This is a genomic window from Massilia sp. 01N410, from assembly GCF_056399665.1.
The window spans coordinates 45227-64346 of record NZ_JBFTRV010000024.1 but is presented as its reverse complement, the minus strand read 5'-3'; the positions used below and the strand labels follow the sequence as shown (position 1 = coordinate 64346).

Annotated in this window: 21 protein-coding genes; 15 read left to right on the top strand and 6 right to left on the bottom strand. The window is 65.7% G+C overall.

Annotated elements, in window-relative coordinates; all coding sequences use genetic code 11:
* Nucleotides 1-14 precede the first annotated feature (14 nt).
* The 4 genes from AC1DOP_RS24000 to AC1DOP_RS23985 all read left to right on the top strand — a co-directional run bounded on the left by AC1DOP_RS24000 (nt 15) and on the right by AC1DOP_RS23985 (nt 2594).
* Nucleotides 15-443: a thioesterase family protein gene (locus AC1DOP_RS24000; RefSeq protein WP_442123880.1), complete on the top strand. Its 429-nt coding sequence runs from the start codon at nt 15-17 to the stop codon at nt 441-443.
* 2 nt (nt 444-445) lie between these two features.
* Nucleotides 446-637, top strand: a complete 192-nt coding sequence (locus tag AC1DOP_RS23995) for a DUF1289 domain-containing protein (protein WP_442123927.1) — start codon at nt 446-448, stop codon at nt 635-637.
* Nucleotides 637-1542, top strand: a complete 906-nt coding sequence (locus tag AC1DOP_RS23990) for an MBL fold metallo-hydrolase (protein ID WP_477253823.1) — start codon at nt 637-639, stop codon at nt 1540-1542. Before AC1DOP_RS23995 ends, AC1DOP_RS23990 begins: the two co-directional genes overlap by 1 nt.
* A gap of 95 nt (nt 1543-1637) precedes the next feature.
* Nucleotides 1638-2594, top strand: a complete 957-nt coding sequence (locus tag AC1DOP_RS23985; protein WP_442123879.1) for an NAD(P)H-dependent flavin oxidoreductase — start codon at nt 1638-1640, stop codon at nt 2592-2594.
* Between the two features lie 33 nt (nt 2595-2627).
* Here AC1DOP_RS23985 and AC1DOP_RS23980 read toward each other — a convergent pair whose 3' ends face one another.
* Nucleotides 2628-3233 carry a hypoxanthine-guanine phosphoribosyltransferase gene (locus AC1DOP_RS23980; protein ID WP_442123878.1) on the bottom strand — a complete coding sequence of 202 codons (606 nt, stop codon included), beginning with the start codon at nt 3231-3233 and terminating at the stop codon, nt 2628-2630.
* A gap of 170 nt (nt 3234-3403) precedes the next feature.
* On the opposite strand from AC1DOP_RS23980, the gene AC1DOP_RS23975 reads away from it, so the two are divergent.
* From AC1DOP_RS23975 to AC1DOP_RS23945, 7 genes are all read left to right on the top strand, one after another.
* Nucleotides 3404-5233 (top strand): aminopeptidase P family protein, encoded by a 1830-nt coding sequence (locus tag AC1DOP_RS23975; protein ID WP_477253765.1) that lies wholly within the window; start codon nt 3404-3406, stop codon nt 5231-5233.
* A 1-nt stretch (nt 5234) separates the two neighbouring features.
* Nucleotides 5235-5501, top strand: coding sequence for a hypothetical protein (locus AC1DOP_RS23970; protein ID WP_442123876.1), 267 nt, complete (start codon nt 5235-5237; stop codon nt 5499-5501).
* 26 nt (nt 5502-5527) lie between these two features.
* On the top strand, nt 5528-6271 hold the full coding sequence (locus tag AC1DOP_RS23965) for an MgtC/SapB family protein (RefSeq protein WP_442123925.1): 744 nt from the start codon (nt 5528-5530) through the stop codon (nt 6269-6271).
* A 13-nt stretch (nt 6272-6284) separates the two neighbouring features.
* Nucleotides 6285-6863: a DUF924 family protein gene (locus tag AC1DOP_RS23960; protein WP_477253763.1), complete on the top strand. Its 579-nt coding sequence runs from the start codon at nt 6285-6287 to the stop codon at nt 6861-6863.
* The gene (locus tag AC1DOP_RS23955) at nt 6863-7696 is read left to right on the top strand and encodes a Rossmann-like and DUF2520 domain-containing protein (RefSeq protein WP_477253761.1); all 834 of its coding nucleotides are present in this window, start codon (nt 6863-6865) and stop codon (nt 7694-7696) included. The genes AC1DOP_RS23960 and AC1DOP_RS23955 overlap by 1 nt, the downstream gene beginning before the upstream one ends.
* A gap of 39 nt (nt 7697-7735) precedes the next feature.
* Nucleotides 7736-8113, top strand: coding sequence for an MAPEG family protein (locus AC1DOP_RS23950; RefSeq protein WP_442123873.1), 378 nt, complete (start codon nt 7736-7738; stop codon nt 8111-8113).
* Nucleotides 8114-8192: 79 nt separating this feature from the next.
* Nucleotides 8193-8555, top strand: coding sequence for a hypothetical protein (locus AC1DOP_RS23945; protein ID WP_442123872.1), 363 nt, complete (start codon nt 8193-8195; stop codon nt 8553-8555).
* 31 nt (nt 8556-8586) lie between these two features.
* On the opposite strand, the gene AC1DOP_RS23940 is transcribed toward AC1DOP_RS23945, so the two are convergent.
* On the bottom strand, nt 8587-9174 hold the full coding sequence (locus AC1DOP_RS23940) for a putative pterin-binding protein (protein ID WP_477253759.1): 588 nt from the start codon (nt 9172-9174) through the stop codon (nt 8587-8589).
* A gap of 61 nt (nt 9175-9235) precedes the next feature.
* On the opposite strand from AC1DOP_RS23940, the gene AC1DOP_RS23935 reads away from it, so the two are divergent.
* Both AC1DOP_RS23935 and AC1DOP_RS23930 read left to right on the top strand, forming a co-directional pair.
* Complete coding sequence (locus AC1DOP_RS23935) at nt 9236-9832, top strand: alpha-ketoglutarate-dependent dioxygenase AlkB family protein (protein WP_477253757.1); 597 nt, start codon at nt 9236-9238, stop codon at nt 9830-9832.
* Between the two features lie 180 nt (nt 9833-10012).
* The gene (locus AC1DOP_RS23930) at nt 10013-10534 is read left to right on the top strand and encodes a porin family protein (protein WP_442123869.1); all 522 of its coding nucleotides are present in this window, start codon (nt 10013-10015) and stop codon (nt 10532-10534) included.
* 66 nt (nt 10535-10600) lie between these two features.
* On the opposite strand, the gene AC1DOP_RS23925 is transcribed toward AC1DOP_RS23930, so the two are convergent.
* The 3 genes from AC1DOP_RS23925 to rarD form a co-directional block, all read right to left on the bottom strand.
* A complete protein-coding gene (locus AC1DOP_RS23925; protein ID WP_477253755.1) occupies nt 10601-11140 on the bottom strand; it encodes an REP-associated tyrosine transposase in 540 nt (179 codons plus the stop codon).
* Nucleotides 11141-11357: 217 nt separating this feature from the next.
* Nucleotides 11358-13025, bottom strand: coding sequence for an energy-dependent translational throttle protein EttA (gene ettA, locus AC1DOP_RS23920; protein WP_442123867.1), 1668 nt, complete (start codon nt 13023-13025; stop codon nt 11358-11360).
* Nucleotides 13026-13184: 159 nt separating this feature from the next.
* Nucleotides 13185-14066, bottom strand: coding sequence for an EamA family transporter RarD (gene rarD / locus AC1DOP_RS23915; RefSeq protein ID WP_477253752.1), 882 nt, complete (start codon nt 14064-14066; stop codon nt 13185-13187).
* Nucleotides 14067-14243: 177 nt separating this feature from the next.
* Between rarD and AC1DOP_RS23910 the strand changes: the two genes are divergently transcribed.
* Both AC1DOP_RS23910 and AC1DOP_RS23905 read left to right on the top strand, forming a co-directional pair.
* Nucleotides 14244-16121: a potassium transporter Kup gene (locus AC1DOP_RS23910; RefSeq protein WP_477253750.1), complete on the top strand. Its 1878-nt coding sequence runs from the start codon at nt 14244-14246 to the stop codon at nt 16119-16121.
* Between the two features lie 110 nt (nt 16122-16231).
* The gene (locus tag AC1DOP_RS23905; protein WP_477253748.1) at nt 16232-16690 is read left to right on the top strand and encodes an FKBP-type peptidyl-prolyl cis-trans isomerase; all 459 of its coding nucleotides are present in this window, start codon (nt 16232-16234) and stop codon (nt 16688-16690) included.
* Between the two features lie 15 nt (nt 16691-16705).
* Here the strand turns inward: AC1DOP_RS23905 and AC1DOP_RS23900 are convergent, their stop codons facing one another.
* Complete coding sequence (locus tag AC1DOP_RS23900) at nt 16706-19120, bottom strand: ABC transporter permease (RefSeq protein ID WP_442123863.1); 2415 nt, start codon at nt 19118-19120, stop codon at nt 16706-16708.

Below are 19120 nucleotides of genomic sequence, written 5' to 3'. Positions count from 1 at the left end.
TTAATCTGCCCACCATGCGTCCCGAATTTCAGCCCGGCATCCGCTTCGAGTGGTACTACACGGTACCTGCACGCGCCACGGTGCCTCAGCTCTACCACGATACTCCATTCTGCCTCGACATGCCGGACGTGCTCGCTACCGGCTATATGGTCGGGATGATGGAACTTGCCTGTTTGCATGGCATGATGCCCTATATGGACTGGCCGAACGAACAGAGCCTGGGCACCATGGTCAGCTTCCAGCACGTGGCGCCGACCCCGCCCGGCATGACCCTGCACGTGAAGGGCGAGGTCCTCGAGGTCGACGGCCGCCGCGTGCGCTTCAGGGTCGAAGCCTGGGATGACGTCGAACGCATCTGCGAAGGCATCCACGAGCGCGTCGTGATCGATCCGGCGCGCTTCAATGCCAAACTGGCAGGCAAGATCGAGAAAGCTTCAGCATGACCATGAATCCGGAACAGCAAACCCCCGTCCCATCCCCCTGCATCAACATCTGCCGCATGGTCCCCTCGACCGGCCTGTGCGAAGGCTGCATGCGCACCATCGACGAGATCGTCGCCTGGGGCCGCGCCGACGACGATTACAAGCGCGCCGTGTGGGCCGAGATCCGCCGCCGCGAAGCGCAGCTCTTCGAGTGATGCGGCTGCCGGCCTCGATGCGGGTGTTCGAGCGCGGCTGGCTGTCCGCCAACAACGTCCTGTTCAGCGGTCGCTCCGGGACGACCCTGGTCGACAGCGGCTACGTCACGCATGCCGATCAAACCCTGGCGCTGGTGCGGCACGCATTGGACGGCCGCCCGCTGGACCGGATCGTCAACACCCACCTGCATTCGGATCACTGCGGCGGCAACGCGGCCTTGAAGGACGCCTTCGCTTGCCGCATCGCGATTCCGGTCGCCGAAGCCGACAAGGTCCGGGCCTGGGACGAGGAGGCGCTGAGCTATCGCGCCACCGGCCAGCAATGCACGCGCTTCAGCGTCGACGAGACCATCGCGCCCGGCGATGCGCTGATCATGGGAGACTTGCAGTGGCAGGCACTGGCCGCGCCCGGCCACGATCCGCACGCGCTGCTGTTCTGGTGCGAAGAAGAGGGCATCCTGATCGCCGGCGACGCCCTGTGGCAGAACGGCTTCGGGGTGATCTTTCCTGAACTGGCGGGCGAGCCTGGCTTCGACGAGGTGAGGGCCACGCTCGACCTGATCGCCTCGTTGCGGCCAGGTCTCGTCATTCCCGGCCATGGTGCGCCGTTTGCCGATGTCGACGCCGCTTTGCAGCGGGCTTACGGCCGCCTTGATTATTTGGCTGCCGATCCGGTGCGCAACGCCGAGAATGCCGTCAAGGTGCTGCTGAAATTCCTGCTGCTGGAGCGCCGCAGCATGCCGCTGGCCGAGGTGGAAGCCCTGTTCGGGACCGTGCCGCTGCTGGTGCTGGCGCGTGGCCGCTTCCTGCCGCGTCCGGCCGCCGAACTGGCGCGCTGGGCGGTGCAGGCGCTGGAAAAGGCCGGTGCGGCGCGGCTGCAGGGCGACCAGCTGCTGGACAGTTGAGTGCCGGAATTAGAGCCGAAGATCTAGCACGGTCGTGCTTTTTTGACCCTATAATCGGAAAACTGGTCCGATCAACCCCATCCGCGAGAATATCCATGGCGCTGCCTACCGTCCTGCAAGATCTTTCCTTACCCGTCATCGCGTCGCCGATGTTCATCGCCAGCGGCCCCGCGCTGGTCGCCGCGCAATGCAAGGCCGGCATCGTCGGCTCCTTCCCGGCGCTGAACGCACGCCCGGCCGAGCAGCTGGACGTCTGGCTGACCGACCTGCAGCGCGAGCTGGGCGATTACCAGGAAGCGCATCCGGATAAGAAGGTCGGGCCGATCGCCGTCAACCAGATCGTCCACCAGTCGAACGACCGCCTGGCGCATGACGTCGAGGTCTGCGTGAAGCACCAGGTGCCGATCATCATCTCCTCGCTGCGCGCGCCGCCGCAGGAGATGATGGACGCGGTGCACGCCTACGGCGGCATCGTGATGCACGACGTGATCTCGATCCGCCACGCCGAGAAGGCGCTGGAGGCGGGCGTCGACGGCCTGATCCTGGTCGCGGCCGGTGCCGGCGGCCATGCGGGCGCATTGTCGCCGTTCGCGCTGGTGGGCGAGGTGCGCAAATTCTTCGATGGCCCGATCGCGCTGTCCGGCTCGATCGCCACCGGCGACGCCATCCTGGCGGCCCAGGCGATGGGCGCCGACTTCGCCTACATCGGTTCGCGCTGGCTGGCGACGAAGGAATCGAACGTCAGCGATGCCTACCGCGAGGCGATCGTGGGCTCCGCCGCGGCGGACGTCGTGTACACCAACCTGTTCACCGGCGTGCACGGCAACTACCTGAAAAAATCGATCGTGGCGGCCGGGCTGGATCCGGAGAACCTGCCGGTGTCGGACAAGAGCAAGATGAGTTTTGGTTCCGGCAGCGCCAAGGCCTGGCGCGACATCTGGGGCGCGGGCCAGGGTGTCGGGCTGATGGATGACGTGCCGACGGTGGCGGAGATGGTGGAGCGGCTGAAGGCGCAGTATCAGGCGGCTCGGGAGCGCTTGTGCATCAAATGAACGTCGTTCCCGCTTTCGCGGGAATGACCTTGATTACGCCGCAGGTGGTTCTTCCTCCACCTGCTTGTCCTCTTCCTTAATCACCCACAAGCCCGGCAGGTTACGCCAGTAACCATGCGCATCCATCCCGAAGCCCACCACGAACTTGTTCGGGATGGTCAGCCCGACGATATCGGCCTGCACCGGCTTGGCGCGGCCCAGTTCCTTGTCGGCGAATACGGCCAGGATCACTTCGGCCGCGCCCATGTCGAGCAGGCGCTGCTTCACATGGGCCAGGGTCTCGCCTTCGTCGAGGATGTCGTCGACCACGATGATGGTGCGGCCGGCCACGTTCTGGCGCGGGATCACCTTCCACACGACTTCGCCGCCGCGGTCCAGGTCGCCGTAGCGGGTCACGTGGATGTAGTCGAATTCGAGCGGGAAGCTCAGCTGGGGCAGCAGGTGGCCGGTGAAGACCACCGCGCCGCCCATCACGCCCAGCACCAGCGGGAATTCGCCGGTGGCGTCGGTGTCGAAGCGCTGGTTCAGCACCTCGGCGACGTTTCGCACGGCGGCTTGCACCGTATCGGCGCTGACGAGTTCCTCGGCGCGGGCGAGGAGTTCGCGGGCGCGGGTGTAATGAAAGTCCTGTTCTTGCATGGTTTATTGTGAGAAAAAGAATGCAGCTTCGATTATCCGTCAGAATGCCGCGGACGGTGTTCCTCTTGGCTTGGCGCAGTTGCCGACTGCGCCACATCCTGACAGAGGGGCGTATCATACGCAGCTTGGAGAATCCACAACACACCCGCATCCCCAACATGCCAGCAAATATGCCAGCCAATCAGCCAGCAATCGACACCACCGGCCAGCGCGCCGAACGCCTTGCCCAACTGCGCGCCGCAATGGCGCGCCACCAGGTCGACGCCTTCATCGTTCCTTCCGCCGATCCCCACCTGTCCGAGTATCTGCCAGGCCGCTGGAAGGGCCGTGAATGGCTGTCGGGCTTCACCGGCTCGGTCGGCACCTTCATCGCCACCGGCGATTTCGCCGGCGTCTGGACCGACGGCCGCTACTACACCCAGGCCGAGCAGGAACTGGCGGGCACCGAGGTCCGCCTGATGAAGATCCCTTCGGGCGCCAGCCTCCTGCACATCGACTGGCTGGCCGAGACCATGCAGCCGGGCCAGACCGTCGCCGTCGACGCCCGCGTGCTGGGCCTGGCCGTGGCGCGCCTGCTGGAAGACGCGCTGAAGGCGCGCGGCATCCATCTGCGCACGGACCTCGACCTGCTGGACGAGATCTGGAGCGTCCGTCCGGGCCTGCCGCTCGAACCGGTCTACGAACACGAGGCGCCGTACGCCACCATGGCGCGCGCCGACAAGCTGCACGCCGTCCGCAACGCGATGGCGAAACTCGGCGCCGAGCGCCATTTCATCTCGACCCTGGACGACATCGGCTACCTGTTCAACCTGCGCGGCGCCGATGTCAGCTACAACCCGGTATTCGTCGCGCATGCGCTGGTCGAACCGTCCGGCGCCACCATCTTCGTCGCCGAGGGCAAGGTCCCGGCCGCGCTGCGCGAGCGTCTCGAGCGGGACGGCGTGCGCGTCGCCCCCTACGAGCAGGCGGTCCAGGCCCTGCAGGCGCTGCCGGCCGGCTCCAGCCTGCTGCTCGATCCGCGCCGCGTCACCGCCGGCATGCGCGCCGCCGTGCCCGCGAACGTGCGCGTGGTGGAAGCGATCAATCCGACCACCTTCGCCAAATCGCGCAAGCTGCCGGCCGAAGCCGATCACGTGCGCGACACCATGGAGCAGGACGGTGCCGCCCTGTGCGATTTCTTCGCTCAGCTCGAAGCGCAACTTTCGGATCCGAAGCGCGCGCCGCTCACCGAAGTCATGATCGACGAGCAGATCACGGCCGCGCGTGCGCGCCGTCCGGGCTTCGTCAGCCCCAGCTTCGGCACCATCGCCGGCTTCAACGCCAACGGCGCCATCATGCACTACCGCGCCACCCCGGAGAATTGCGCGACCATCGAAGGCGACGGCCTGCTGCTGATCGACTCCGGCGGCCAGTACCTGGGCGGCACCACCGACATCACCCGCGTGGTCCCGGTCGGCACGCCCTCCGCCGCGCAGAAGCGCGACTTCACCCTGGTGCTGAAGGGGATGATCAACCTGTCGGTGGCGCGCTTCCCGCGCGGTACCAAGGGGCCGATGCTGGACGCCCTGGCGCGCGCCCCGATCTGGGCCGCCGGCATCGACTACGGCCACGGCACCGGCCACGGCGTCGGCTACTTCATGAACGTGCACGAAGGCCCGCAGGTGATCTCGCCGACCGCCATGCCGGAGCCGCACACGGCGATGGAGCCGGGCATGATCACCTCGAACGAACCGGGCATCTACCGCCCGGGCCGCTGGGGCATCCGCATCGAGAACCTGGTGCTGGCCCAGGTGGTCGAGAACACCGAGTTCGGCGAATTCCTCGGCTTCGAGACGCTGACCCTGTGCCCGATCGACACCCGCTGCATCGACATGACCCTGATGCGCGGCGACGAGGTCGCGTGGCTGAACGACTACCACCGCAGCGTGCGTGCGCGCCTGCTGCCGCTGGTCGACGGCGCCGCGCGCGACTGGCTCGAACTGCGTACGAAGGAGATCTGAGATGGCGGCCGGCGTCCGTTCCACCCGCGCCAGCGCCGCCGTCGAGCGCCTGAAAAGGCGCACCGGCACCACCACCTATTCGATGGCGCGTACCGGTGACGGCCACTTCTTCCTGTCCGAGAAGGCCGGCGCGCCGCCGCTGTGCCCGCCGATGGAGCTGGACGACTTCGTGAAATTCGTCGATGGCCTCGGACCGCAGCCCGAAAAGCGCATCACCAAGAACGATGCCGCTTTCGAAAAGCAGCTGGTGAGGAAGAAGCAGCCTTGAATCCAACCGTCGTGCACGACCCGGTGATGACCGTGTCCGAGGTGATCCGGGCCTACTGGTCGCATGCCGAGCTGCTGACCAACGCCCTGGTGCTGCTGCACCTGCTCGGCGCGTTGCTGCTGGGCCTGATGGTCGGCTACGAGCGCTCCTATCACGGGCGCGCGGCCGGCATGCGCACCTATGGCCTGGTGTGCATGGCCTCGTGCGCGCTGACCGTCATCGCCGGTTATCCGAACTCCTGGTATGGCGGACATGGCGCCGCGGTGGCGCTGGTCGATCCGACCCGCGTGATCCAGGGCGTGGTCACCGGCATCGGCTTCCTCGGCGCCGGCGTGATCATGCGCTCGGGCTTCAACATCAGCGGCCTTACGACGGCCGCTTCGATCTGGGCCTCGTCGGTGATCGGCATCATGGTCGGCGTCGGCTTCTACATGGCGGCGATGGGCCTGGCCTTTTTCTCGGCCATGATCATGATCTACCTGAACCGCGCGGTGAGTACGCTGCCGTCGCGCCAGGCGGTGGCCGTGACCTTGCGTTTCAAGCCCGGCGTGCGTCCGCAGGAAAACGAGCTGCGCAAACAGGCCCTGGACCGCGGCTACGAGATCGCCGGCGGCTCGCTCACCATCGGCAGCGACAAGGGCTGCCAGGAGTGGCGCTTCGTGGCGCTGGCGCTGGCCAACCACGCCGGCGCGCCGCTGTCGTCGCTGGCCACGGAACTGTCGAACTTCGAAGGCGTGGACGGCTTCTTGCTCTCGCACGCCCGCAACTGATATGGAAAACAAGATGAAAGCCCAGGAAGTACTCGATTTCTGGTTCGGTCCCCCCGGCAGCGAGATTGCTTGCGGACCGCGCCGCGAATGGTTCGTCAAGAGCGACGCTTTCGACGACCGGATCAGGCAGCGCTTCGGCACGGCCATCGACCAGGCCATCGCCGGCGGCCTGCGCGAGTGGGATGCAGAAGGACCGCAAGGCGTGCTCGCGCGCCTGCTGGTGCTCGACCAGTTCACGCGCAATGCCTGGCGCAATACGCCGCAATCCTTCGCCGGCGATACGCTGGCCCTGGCTTGCGCGCGCCAGCTGGTCGACAGCGGCGCGCACAAGGAGTTGCCGCCCCTGCAGCGCGCCTTCGTCTACATGCCCTTCGAGCATGCCGAGGATGCGTACATGCAGGAGCGCGCGGTCGAGCTGTTCACCAACCTGGCCGCCGAACACCCGGGCTTCGACGAGATGCTCGACTATGCGCACCGTCACCGTGGCGTGATCGCGCGCTTCGGCCGCTTCCCGCACCGTAACGAGATCCTCGGCCGCGCATCGACGCCGGAGGAGTTCGAATTCCTGCGCCAGCCCGGCTCGCGCTTCTGATGACAGCCACCCTGAACATCGTCGGCGGCGGCCACGTCGGCCGCGCGCTGGGCCGCCTGTTTTATCAACGCGGCGTATTCGAGGTGCAGGATGTGCTGGCCCGCTCGCAGGCCAGCGCGCAGGCGGCGGTGGATTTCATCGGCGCCGGTCGCGCCGTCGCGTCGTCCGAGGCGCTGCGTCCGGCTTCCGCGTGGATGCTGGCCGTATCCGACGACAGCATCGGCGAGGTCGCGCGCCTGCTGGCTTCACGTGGCGGGTGGCAGGGCGCGGTGGTGTTCCACTGCAGCGGCGCCAAGGCCTCCACTGAACTGGAGCCGCTGCGCGCCGCCGGCGCCGTGGCCGCCAGCGTGCACCCGGTGCGCAGCTTCGCCGATCCGCGCCAGGTGGCCGAGGCTTTCGACGGCACCTTCTGCGGCGTCGAAGGAGACGCCGATGCGCTGGCAGTACTGAACCCGGCCTTTGCGAGCATCGGCGCGCGCATGGTGGCGATCGATGCCAGCGCCAAGACCGTGTATCACGCGGCTTCGGTGTTCGCCTCGAACTACCTCACCACGGTGCTCGACGCCGCCCTGCGCGCCTGGCAGGCGGCCGGGATTCCGGAGGACGTGGCGCGCGAACTGGCGCGGCCGCTGGCCACCGAGACCCTGGCCAATGTGTTCCGGCTGGGAGCGGAGACCGCGCTGTCCGGACCGATCGCGCGCGGCGACGCCGCCACCGTGGCGCGCCAGCAGGCCGCCGTCGAGGACTGGGACCCGGCCACCGGCGTGCTCTACGAAGCTCTGGCCGGCGCTACCTGGGACCTCGCGCGGCGCAAGCACGCTGGCCGGGCCTGATATTAAGCATAAGTTTTTCTTATTCATGGAGAAGGTGACATGCATCTGACCGCGTGGGCCACGCTGGCCGTGCTCGGCGTCTATTTCTGGACCGGCGTGATGGCCGGTGTGGCAAGGGCAAAATACAAAGTGCCGGCGCCCGGCATGGACGGCCCCTTGCCCTTCCAGAGCGCGCAACGGGTACAGGCCAATACCCTCGAGCAGCTGCCGCTGGTGCTGGCGCCGCTGTGGCTGTGCGGGACGTATCTGGGCGATACCTGGGCGGCGGCCGGCGGCCTGCTGTGGTGCCTGGGACGCGTCCTGTACGCGCTGGGCTATTACCGCGATCCGAGCAAGCGCGAAGCCGGTTTCGTCATCGGCATGCTGGCCTGCGGCGCCCTGGTCGCGGGCAGCGCGGTCGGTCTGCTGTTGCACTAGAGCAAAAATTCAACATCGTTCCGTCGACAAAGTTCCCATAGTGCAATAAGCTGGGCAACCTACGACCATGGAGGATCGCATGCTGTTTTTGAAGAGTACCAGCGTCACCAAAGCGCCGGGCATTTACGAAGTCGATGTCGCCGCCAAACCGCCGGGCAAGACCTTCGGCGTCTTCCTGGCCACCGACCCCGACAATCCGCCGAATGCCGTGCTGGCTGCGCTGCAGGAACTTGGTTTCCAGAATACCTTCCAGCAGAGCTATATCCATAAAGACAAAGGCAAGGTGCTCGACCTGCACTTCCAGAAAGACGGCACCGATCTGTTCAAGGGCTGGAAGATGGAGGAATGCACCGGCAACCTGGCGGCGCTGGATACTTTGTTTGGTAACTTCGGCATTACCGTCACGCCGCGTGTGATGAGCCTGGCGGAAGCCTACGCCTGACCGACCTTCCCGCGAAAGCGGGAATGACGCGTCAGCGCACTTCAACGTGATACAAAGCCCAAGGGCAAGCCGCAAAGCGCTGCGGCAGCGGCAGCGCGGCCATCTCCGGCACCCGGTCGGCGTCATACACCGCCCATAGCGGTCCCAATCCCCCCAGCGGCATCGGTTTCCCATCCACGTGCGTGGCGAGGATGAAGCGCCGTGCGCGCGCCTGCGCCAGCGGCAGCTCGACGTTGTAGCCGTCCACCGCGCGCAGCACCAGCACCGTCTTGTCCTCCAGCCTGGCGCCGGCGCGCGCCAGCACGTCCGTCAGCAGCGGACCGCGCAGCGCATGCGTCCTGCCGTCGTATTCCAGGGTCGGGCGGATCGTGAGCGCGGGCAGGGCGCGCAGGGCGGCCTCGTCGAACACCCAGGCCTTGCGGAAGCCGACCCCGTGCTTGTGCATCATCTGGTCGAGCACCGGGTCGAAGGGGCCGCGGTTGCTGTGGGCCAGCGCGCCGGTGACCGTCAGCAGGGCCGGTCCATCCGGCAGGGCCGGCAGGGAAGCGGCGGCGGCCCGGCCGGCGAGCGGGAAGGCGCCGGCCGCTGCCGCCGCGCCGAGGAACTGGCGTTTGTTCATGCGAAAATGTCCTGTCGATGGGATCCCGCCATCATAGCTTTCACATTGTCGTATTGTCTCGATGGACCTGTTTTCTCCTGATACCGGCCTGCAGCCGATTCCGATCGAGGATGGCGAGCTGGCGCTGCTGTCCCGGCTGCCCCTGCCGATCCCGAATGCCGAGGTCTTCACGCGCCTGTTGCGCGAGACCGCCTGGCGCCACGAAACCATCGTCGTGTACGGCAAGCGCCACCTGCAGCCGCGCCTGACGGCCTGGTATGGCGAGGCCAGCTATACCTATTCCGGCCTGCGCCTCGAGGCACTGCCGATGACGCCGCTGCTCGAGCAATTGCGCAGCGCAGTCGAAGCCGCCACCGGCCACCGCTACAACAGCGTGCTGCTGAACCATTACCGCGACGGCGACGACAGCATGGGCATGCACAGCGACGACGAACCGGAACTGGGCCCGCGACCCGTCATCGCCTCGCTCAGCTACGGTGCCACCCGGACCTTCATCCTGCGCCACAAGCGCAGCAAACGCACCGTCAAATTCGATCTCGCGGACGGCAACCTGCTGCTGATGGCTGGTTCCCTGCAGCAGCACTGGCTGCACGGCATCAACAAGACTGCAAAACCGATAGGACCCAGGCTCAACCTCACTTTTCGTTACATCGCCTAATTTATATACAACCGCTGTCAATATCGCCCATTTTATTACTGAATAACGGGTCATTTAGTAACATCTGATTACAGTTCTTACGAAATGGGCACTGACTTGAGGATTTGGCACTGTTATCTTGGCTACATCGCGATGCACTTTACATCGCGAATCAGACGAACCAGATAAAGGATGCCGAATATGAAAAAGCTCATCGTTGCACTGATCGCAGGCGCTGCCGCCATGTCCGCAGCACAAGCCCAGAACTTCACCGACAACCCGCACGCCTACGTCGGCGTCGGTGTCAGCTCCGCCAAGAACAAGCAGCTGGACGACTACAAGGCCAACGGCAAGATCTACGGCGGCTACGAATTCAACCGCACCTGGGCTGCTGAAGCCGGCTACACCGATTTCGGTACCAACACCTTCGCCAACGGCAACACCAAGGGCGACAGCTACTACGTGGCCGCCAAGGCAACGATGCCGATCAACGAGCAGTTCTCGGCATACGGCAAAGTCGGTGTCGAACACAGCGAGCGCAAGCTGAACACCGCCGGCCTGAACCTGTCGAGCAACGATACCGGCGCCTACGGTGCCCTGGGCGTGCAGTACAAGCTGAACCAGCAAGTTGCCCTGACCGCCGAATACGAGCGTTATGGCAAGGAGAAGGATATCGGCGCCAAGTCGAACGTGTGGACTGTTGGCGCGCACTACAACTTCTAAACTTGTAGTTGCAGTTCCTAGGGTAAGAACGGGGCCTTCGGGCTCCGTTTTTTTATTGTGCGCCGCTCAGAGCGGCACCCGTGCCGGCGCATGCAGCGGCGGCATCCAGGGCGGCGGCGCTAGCGGCGGCTGCGGCGCATCGAAGCCGGCGGCGACGAAGCGGTGCAGCGAAGACCACGGCCACTCGGCCGCCTGCTGGCAGAAGCCGTGCCGCATCGGGTTGCTGTGCACGTAGTCGACCAGGGCCGCGTACTCGTCGTCGTCGCCGACGCGGTAGTCGCGGTAGTGGCGTTCCCAGATCGTGGCGTCGGCCGCGCCGGCCAGTGCCAGTCCGGTCTTGTGCAGGGCCTTCGAAAAGGTGATCTTGACCGCGCGCCAGCGGGTGGCGCAATCGTGGTCGCCGGGAGGCAGGGTCCAGATCGCGTGGGCGTGATCGGGCAATACTACCCAGGCATCGACGTGGAAGGGCTTGCGGATCCGTGCCTGGCGCATGGCTTCGCCAAACGCCGAGAAATGGTCTGTCAGCAAAGTGCTATTCCGGTCCAGCAGCCGTACCGTAAAAAAGTAGGTCATGCCGGGAACGCGGTTATCGCGGTAACGTGTCATGAATGATCGTGGCGTGAGCCGATCTCAAGGACGCCCGATTCTACACATGAGATGTGCATAGGGCCGATCCATTTCCGCGCGAAAATTGCGGCGCGCGCACTGCGACAATCAAGCGCCAGCATGGCCCAAAACGTCGTCCGCACCTGTTTGCGGACGAAAAAAAGCTCCCCGTAGGGAGCTTTTGTGGCGCAAATACTACTGATTCGACGCAGTTAGCTTAAGCGCTGAGCGGCTTGTAGCGGATACGCTTCGGCTTCGCGCCTTCCTCGCCCAGACGCTTCTTCTTGTCGGCTTCGTATTCCTGATAGTTACCGTTGAAGAAGGTGACTTGCGAGTTGCCCTCGAAGGCCAGGATGTGGGTTGCGATACGGTCCAGGAACCAGCGGTCGTGCGAGATCACCATCACGCTGCCGGCGAATTCCAGCAGAGCATCTTCGAGCGCGCGCAGGGTTTCGACGTCGAGGTCGTTCGACGGTTCGTCCAGCAGCAGGACGTTGCCGCCTTGCAGCAGGGTCTTGGCCAGGTGCAGGCGGCCGCGTTCGCCGCCCGACAGGTTGCCGACCACCTTCTGCTGGTCCGCGCCCTTGAAGTTGAAGCGGCCGAGGTAGGCGCGCGACGGCATTTCGAAGCGGCCGACGCTCAGCATGTCGGCGCCGCCGGTGACGTCTTCGAACACGGTCTTGTTGTTCGCCAGCTCGTCGCGGTGCTGGTCGACCAGCGACACCTTCGCGGTCTGGCCGATCACGACTTCGCCGCTGTCCGGCTGCTCCTTACCAGCGATCATCTTGAACAGGGTCGACTTACCGGCGCCGTTCGGGCCGATGATGCCGACGATCGCGCCCGGCGGAACGGTGAAGGACAGGTTGTCGATCAGCAGGCGGTCGCCGAAGGCTTTGCTGACGTTCTTGAACTCGATGACTTCGTTGCCCAGGCGTTCCGCGACCGGGATGAAGATCTCCTGGGTCTCGTTGCGCTTCTGGTATTCGTATTCGCTCAGCTCGTTGAAGCGGGCCAGGCGAGCCTTCGACTTGGCCTGGCGGGCCTTCGGGTTCTGGCGCGACCATTCGAGTTCCTTCTGCAGCGCCTTCTGGCGCGCCGATTCGGTCGCTTCTTCCTGCTTCAGGCGCGCCTGCTTCTGGTCCAGCCAGGACGAGTAATTGCCCTTCCATGGGATGCCCGAACCGCGGTCCAGTTCCAGGATCCATTCGGCGGCATTGTCGAGGAAGTAGCGGTCGTGGGTGATGCCGACCACGGTGCCCGGGAAGCGCAGCAGGAACTGCTCCAGCCACTCGACCGATTCGGCGTCCAGGTGGTTGGTCGGCTCGTCCAGCAGCAGCATGTCCGGCTTCGAGAGCAGCAGCTTGCACAGCGCCACGCGGCGCTTTTCACCGCCCGACAGCACGCCGATCTTCTGGTCCCACGGCGGCAGGCGCAGCGCGTCGGCGGCCATTTCCATCTGCAGGTTCAGGTTGCCGCCGTCGGCCGCGGCGATGATCGATTCCAGGCGCTCCTGCTCCTTGGCGAGGGCGTCGAAATCGGCGTCTTCTTCCGCATAGGCGGCGTACACAGCTTCCAGCTTGGCCTGCGCTTCGAAGGCTTCGCCCAGGCCGCTTTCCACTTCCTGGCGCACGGTCTTTTCCGGATCCAGCTGCGGTTCCTGCGGCAGGTAGCCGATGTTCAGACCCGGCATCGGGCGCGCTTCGCCCTGGATATCGGTGTCGATGCCGGCCATGATCTTCAGCAGCGTCGATTTACCGGAGCCGTTCAGGCCCAGCACGCCGATCTTCGCGCCCGGGAAGAAGGACAGCGAGATGTCCTTCAGAATCTGGCGTTTCGGTGGGACGATCTTGCCCACGCGGTTCATGGTGTAGACGTAATTGGCCATGTAGTAATTGAGTAATGCGTTGAGAGGACGACAGGATACTGTAAAAAATCGGGGTCAGAACACATTTTCGGCTGGGCGTCACTCGGAAGCCGGCCTGATAATGTGCTCTGACCCCGAATTCAGGAAATTGCTCGAAAAAGTGCTCTGACCCCGAATTATTCAGGCTTTTGCCGCGGTGGCCGGGCGGCGCAGCAGGCCTTCGGCTGCGAACAGGGCCAGCGCCAGCCAGATCAGCGCGAAGCCGACCAGGCGGTCGGCCGTGAAGGCTTCGTGGAAGATCCACACGCCGAGCAGGAATTGCAGCGTCGGCGACAGGTATTGCAGCAGGCCCAGCACGGACAAGGGGATCTGGCGCGCGCCCGAGGCGAACAGCAGCAGCGGGATCGCGGTGATCGGCCCGGCCGCCATCAGCAGCAGGCGGGTGGTGTTCGAGTCGGTGTTGATGAAGGCGTTCTGGCCGTGCATGGTCAGCCAGACGACGTAGGCGCCGGCCAGCGGAAACAGCACCATGGTCTCGAAGGACAGGCCTTCCAGCGCGCCCAGCGCCGCCGTCTTGCGCATCAGGCCGTAGCCGCCGAAGGACAGCGCCAGCGCCAGCGCGATCCAGGGCACGGTGCCGGCCTGCCAGGTCAGCCAGGCCACGCCCAGCGCGGCGACACCGATGGCCATCCACTGCGTGCGCCGCAGGCGTTCCTTCAGCAGCAGGTAGCCCAGCGAGATATTGACCAGCGGATTGATGAAATAGCCCAGGCTGGCTTCGATCACGTGGCCGTTGTTGACCGCCCAGATATAGATCAGCCAGTTCACGCTCAGCAGCAGGGCCGAGGCGACGAAGCTGCCGAACACGCGCGGCTTGCGAACCAGGTCGAGCCAGGCCCATTGCCGGCGCATGGCCAGCACGATGACCAGGAACAGCAGCGACCACAGCATGCGGTGCGCCAGGATCTGCACGGGCGGAACGTCGCCGATGGCGTGGAAATACAAGGGAAACAGACCCCAGCACAGGAAGGCAAGGGCGGCGGACAGGATGCCGGTACTCATGGATCGTGCGGACAGGTTACGGGGAAGTCATTATCCTTGAACTCGTCGGAGCCTGCTGACGACTTGCCATTTTCCTATTCGCTGAGACAATAGCGGCCTTGGAAGACGGAATTTCGCTTGTCTTTCCATGTTCATTATTCTATTGTGCAACGCACCAAAACAAGCAACGGTGAAATCTTGAGTGAGCAACACAAGAAAAGCAGCCTCGCGGCGCTGACCCTGTCTGCGGTCGGCATCGTCTACGGCGACATTGGCACCAGCCCGCTGTACACGCTGAAGACCATCTTCGACCCCACCCACGGCCTGGCCCTGACGACCCCGAACCTGCTGGGCATCGTGTCCCTGATCTTCTGGGGCCTGACGATGATCGTCTCGCTCAAGTACGTGACCCTGGTGTTGCGCGCCGACAACCGCGGCGAGGGCGGCATCATGGCCCTGATGGCGCTGGCCCTGAATTCGGTGGCACGCACATCGCGCTGGCACTACGTGCTGATGCTGCTCGGTGTGTTCGGCGCCACCATGTTCTACGGCGACAGCGTGATCACGCCGGCGATTTCCGTGCTGGGCGCGATCGAAGGCCTGGAAGTGGCCACGCCGGGCCTCGAACAATGGGTGGTGCCGCTGACCATCGTGGTGCTGGTGATCCTGTACAGCGTGCAGCGCCACGGCACCGCCGGCATCGGCCGCTTCTTCGGTCCGGTGATGGTCGTCTGGTTCGTGGCCCTGGCCATCATGGGCATCATTAACATCGTCGCGGCTCCGGTCATCCTGCAGGCCCTGAACCCGCTGCACGCCTTCGAATTCATGCTGCGCGAGCGGATGATCGCCTTCATCGCGCTGGGCGCGGTGGTGCTGGCCTTTACCGGCGCCGAAGCCCTGTATGCCGACATGGGCCACTTCGGCAAGAAGCCGATCCGCTTCGCCTGGTTCATCGTCGTGTTCCCGGCGCTGGCCCTGAACTACCTCGGCCAGGGCGGCCTCCTGATCACCCATCCGGAAGCGCTCGAGAATCCCTTCTTCCGCCAGCTCGGCAGCTGGAGCGTGCTGCCGCTGGTGCTGCTGTCGACCATGGCTACCGTGATCGCCTCGCAGGCCACCATCTCCGGCACCTTCTCGATGACCAAGCAGGCCATCGCCCTCGGGCTGTTGCCGCGCATGCGCGTGCTGCACACGTCGGAGAGCGAGATCGGCCAGATCTACATCCCGGCCGTCAACTGGCTGCAGCTGGCCGTGGTACTGGCCGCGGTAGTCGGCTTCGGCTCCTCGGACAAACTGGCCGGCGCCTACGGCATCGCGGTGACGGCGACCATGGCCGCCACCACCTTCCTCACCTTCTTCGTGATCCGCTACCGCTGGCACCTGCCGCTGTGGGTCTGCCTGGGCGCGACCGGCCTCTTCATGGTCATGGACGTGATGCTGTTCTCGGCCAGCACCCTGAAGCTGCTGCACGGCGGCTGGTTCCCGCTGCTCCTGGGCGCGATCCTGCTGACCATCATGCTGACCTGGAAGCGCGGACGCGAGCTGGTGTTCGAGAACCTGGAAAAGCACGCGATCCCGCTCGACGACTTCCTGCAGTCGCTGTTCGTCGGCCCGCCCACGCGCGTGGGCGGCACCGCGATTTTCCTGCGCGGCGAAACCGACGGCGTGCCGCACGCCCTGCTGCACAACCTGCTGCACAACAAGGTGCTGCACGAGCGCGTGGTGTTCCTGACGGTGCACATCCGCGAAGAGCCCTACGTGCCGGAATCCGAACAGGTCGAGGTGATCGCGCTGGGCCACAACTGCTTCCAGCTGAACGTCAGCTACGGCTTCAAGGACGAAGCCGACATCCCGGACATCCTGCGCCTGTGCGCCGTCCAGCACCTCGAATTCGAGATGATGGAAACCTCCTTCTTCATCGCGCGCCAGACCGTGATCTCGGTGCCGGGATCGGGCATGATGCCGTGGCGCGAGCACCTGTTCGTGCTCATGCAGCGCAACGCGCGCACGGCGGCCGACTACTACCAGATCCCGGCCAACCGCGTGATCGAGCTGGGTACGCAAGTCGAAATCTGAGGACGGCGCGACGACAAAGCCGTACAAATTTCGCATAGACAGCCATGGCGACTCCTTGGTATGGTCGAAGTTTCCTTAGTTAAACTTCAACCGATTCTGCAAGGAGCACCATGAAACTGTCCTTCCCGCTGGCCGCCACCTTCGCCGCCATGTTGAGCCTGACCGCCTGCGGCGGCGGCGGTGGCGATTCCGGCAGCGGCAACACGACCAACCCGGCCGCCACCATCAAGATCGTCGCCGAGACTGCCGGTACCGGCGCCGAAGCGGCCAAGGGCAGCCACGTGCTGGTCAATTACACGGGCTGGCTGTACAGCGCCACCGCCGCCGGCAACAAGGGCACCCAGTTCGACAGCAGCGTCGGCAAGGGGTCCTTCGAATTCATCGTCGGCGCCAACGTGATCGAAGGCTTCAGCCAGGGCGTGCAGGGCATGAAGGTGGGCGGCAAGCGCACCATCGTGATCCCGGCCGTCATCGGCTACGGTTCCTCCGGCTTCGGCGCGAGCATCCCGCCGAACGCCGACCTGGTATTCGACCTCGAGCTGGTCAAGGTCTGCGGCGTCACCTGCTGACACCACCTCCCCGTCTCACTCGCGCAGCGCCCGCGCCGGCCGGATCCGCACCGCGGCCAGCGTGTGGCGCAGGGTCGAGCCCAGCGTCACCAGCAAGGCCAGCAGCAGCGCCGCGAGGATGGTCCAGGCGCCGACCGGGGCCCGCTCCGTGAAACCGGCCAGGTAGCGCTGCAGGGCGATCCAGGCCGGCGGCAAGCCCACCAGGGCACCGGCGCCGACCAGCAGCGCGAACTCGCGCAGCACCAGGCCGCCGACTTCCGCACCGTTCGCCCCGTACAGCTTGCGCAGCACGATCTCGCGTTCGCGCCGCTGCACGCTGTAGGCCGCCAGCACATAGATGCCGAAGGCGGCGATCGCGGTCGCGATCACGCTCGATGCGGCCAAGAGCTTGGCCAGGCGCAGGTCGTCGGCATAGAACTGGTCGACGATGAAGCGGTCCATGTGCACGACGTCGACCGGCTCGTTCGGGAAGTGGCGCGGCCAGAGGTCCTGGACCGCGTGCCGCACCGCCACCGGATCCCCGCTGCAGCGGATGGTCAGGATCCGCACCCGGTCGCGCAGGTAGAACACGCTCGGCTGCTCGCCTTCGCGCGCCGAACGGTGCCGGATGTCCGGCGCCACGCCCACGATCTGCATCTGCTGGTCGTCCTTGTCGCTCCCTCCCAGCATCTTGCCGACCGCTTCCTGCGGGCTGGCGAAGCCGAACTTGCGCGCCGCCGAGGCGTTGATCACCACCCTGTCCGTTTCGTTGATCCGGTCCAGCGCAGGGCTGTACAGCCGGCCGGCCAGCGGCTTCAGGCCATACACATCGAAGAACTCCGGGCTGACCGCGTAGAGATTGAGATCGATGGCCTGGCCGCCCTCGCGGCGCAGCGAAGTGATGTTGTTGCTGGAGGTGACCGGGATGTTCGCTTCCGCCACCCCTGCCACGCCGGGCAGGCGCAGGACTTCGTCGCGGAAGGCGCGCATGCGCGGGTCGCGCATGTCGTTCCCGGCGGGTAGCGTCAGCAGCGGGCGCGGATCGAAGCCGGGGCTGAGGGTGCTGGCGTAATGCGTCTGCCAGGCCACCGCCAGCGTGGTGCCGGTCAGGCCCATCGCAGCGGCGAACTGCAGCGCGGTGAGCGAGCGCCGCATCCACAGGCCGCCCACGGTTTCGCTGCCGCCGCGGCCGGCCAGCGCGGCGCTGGCGCGCACCCGCAGCGCCGACCAGGTCGGCCAGGCGCCGGCCGCGACGCCCAGCAGCACCCCGAACAGCAGCGCCGCCGCCAGTGCGCCGGGGCTGAACATCGTGTCGAAGCGGCGCTGTACCAGGTCGGAAAACAGCGGCAGCACCAGCCAGGCCAGCAGCAGCCCGAGCAGGGTGGCGATCAGGCATACCAGCACGGATTCGGCCAGGAACTGGCGCGCCACCGCCTGCGCCGACGCGCCCAGCACCTTGCGCATCGCGATTTCGCGCTGGCGCGCCAGGGTGCGGATGGTGGCCAGGTTGACGTAATTGACCGCCGCCAGCAGCAGGATCAGCAGCGCCACCGCGGCCAGCCCCAGCATCGCCCGGCGGTCGCCGTGGATCTGCGAGCTTTCCTTCAGGTCGGGATCGAGATAGGCGTCGGCGATCGGCCCGAGCTTGTACTCGATCAGGTCGCGCCCACCGAGCGCCGCCACCTGGTCGGCGTAGTCGCGTCTGACCAGCGGCGACTGGTTCAGGCCGCGCCGCACGGCGTCGAGCACGGCCTGCGGATCGGCGCCCGGCAGCAGCTTCAGGTAGGCGCGGCCAGCCACGCCGCCCCAGGCATTCCTGAAATTCTTCAGAGACGGCCAGATCGTGCCGGAGGTCGAAGCCAGCCCATCGTAGGGCAGGGTGGTGGCGGCCGGCTGGTCGGCCAGCACCGCCGCCACGACATAGGTCCGGCGGTCGTTCTGCACGGTCTTGCCGACCACGTCGGCGCGTCCGAACAGTTTGATGGCGGCCTCCCTGGTCAGCGCCAGTGCGTCGGGCCGGGTGAGGGCGGCGTGCAGGTCGCCGGCGAGCACCCTGGGCGCGAAAATCTTCGGGAAGTCGGGGTCGACCAGGGCCACCATGACCGTGCCGACGACATCGCCGGCGCGCACATCGAGGTTGTAGTCGATGAAAGCGCTGGCCAGCAGCGGCTGGCCGCTCGCGAGCGCCGCGTCGCGCGCCGGCAGGCTGATGGAATCGGACCAGTCGTTGCCGACTGCGGCCACGTTCCAGCGCTGCATCAGCCGCATCACGCGCTCCCGTTCCGGCACGTTCTCGTCATAGGAGAACGAATGGGCTACGTACCCGAGCAGCAGGAAGCACACGGCGATGCCGACCGCCAGGCCGAGGACCACCACCGCCGAATATGCCGGCTCCTTGACCAGCTGCCGCCAGCCGATGCGGAAATCGCGCAGGTTCATTTTCATGTGCAT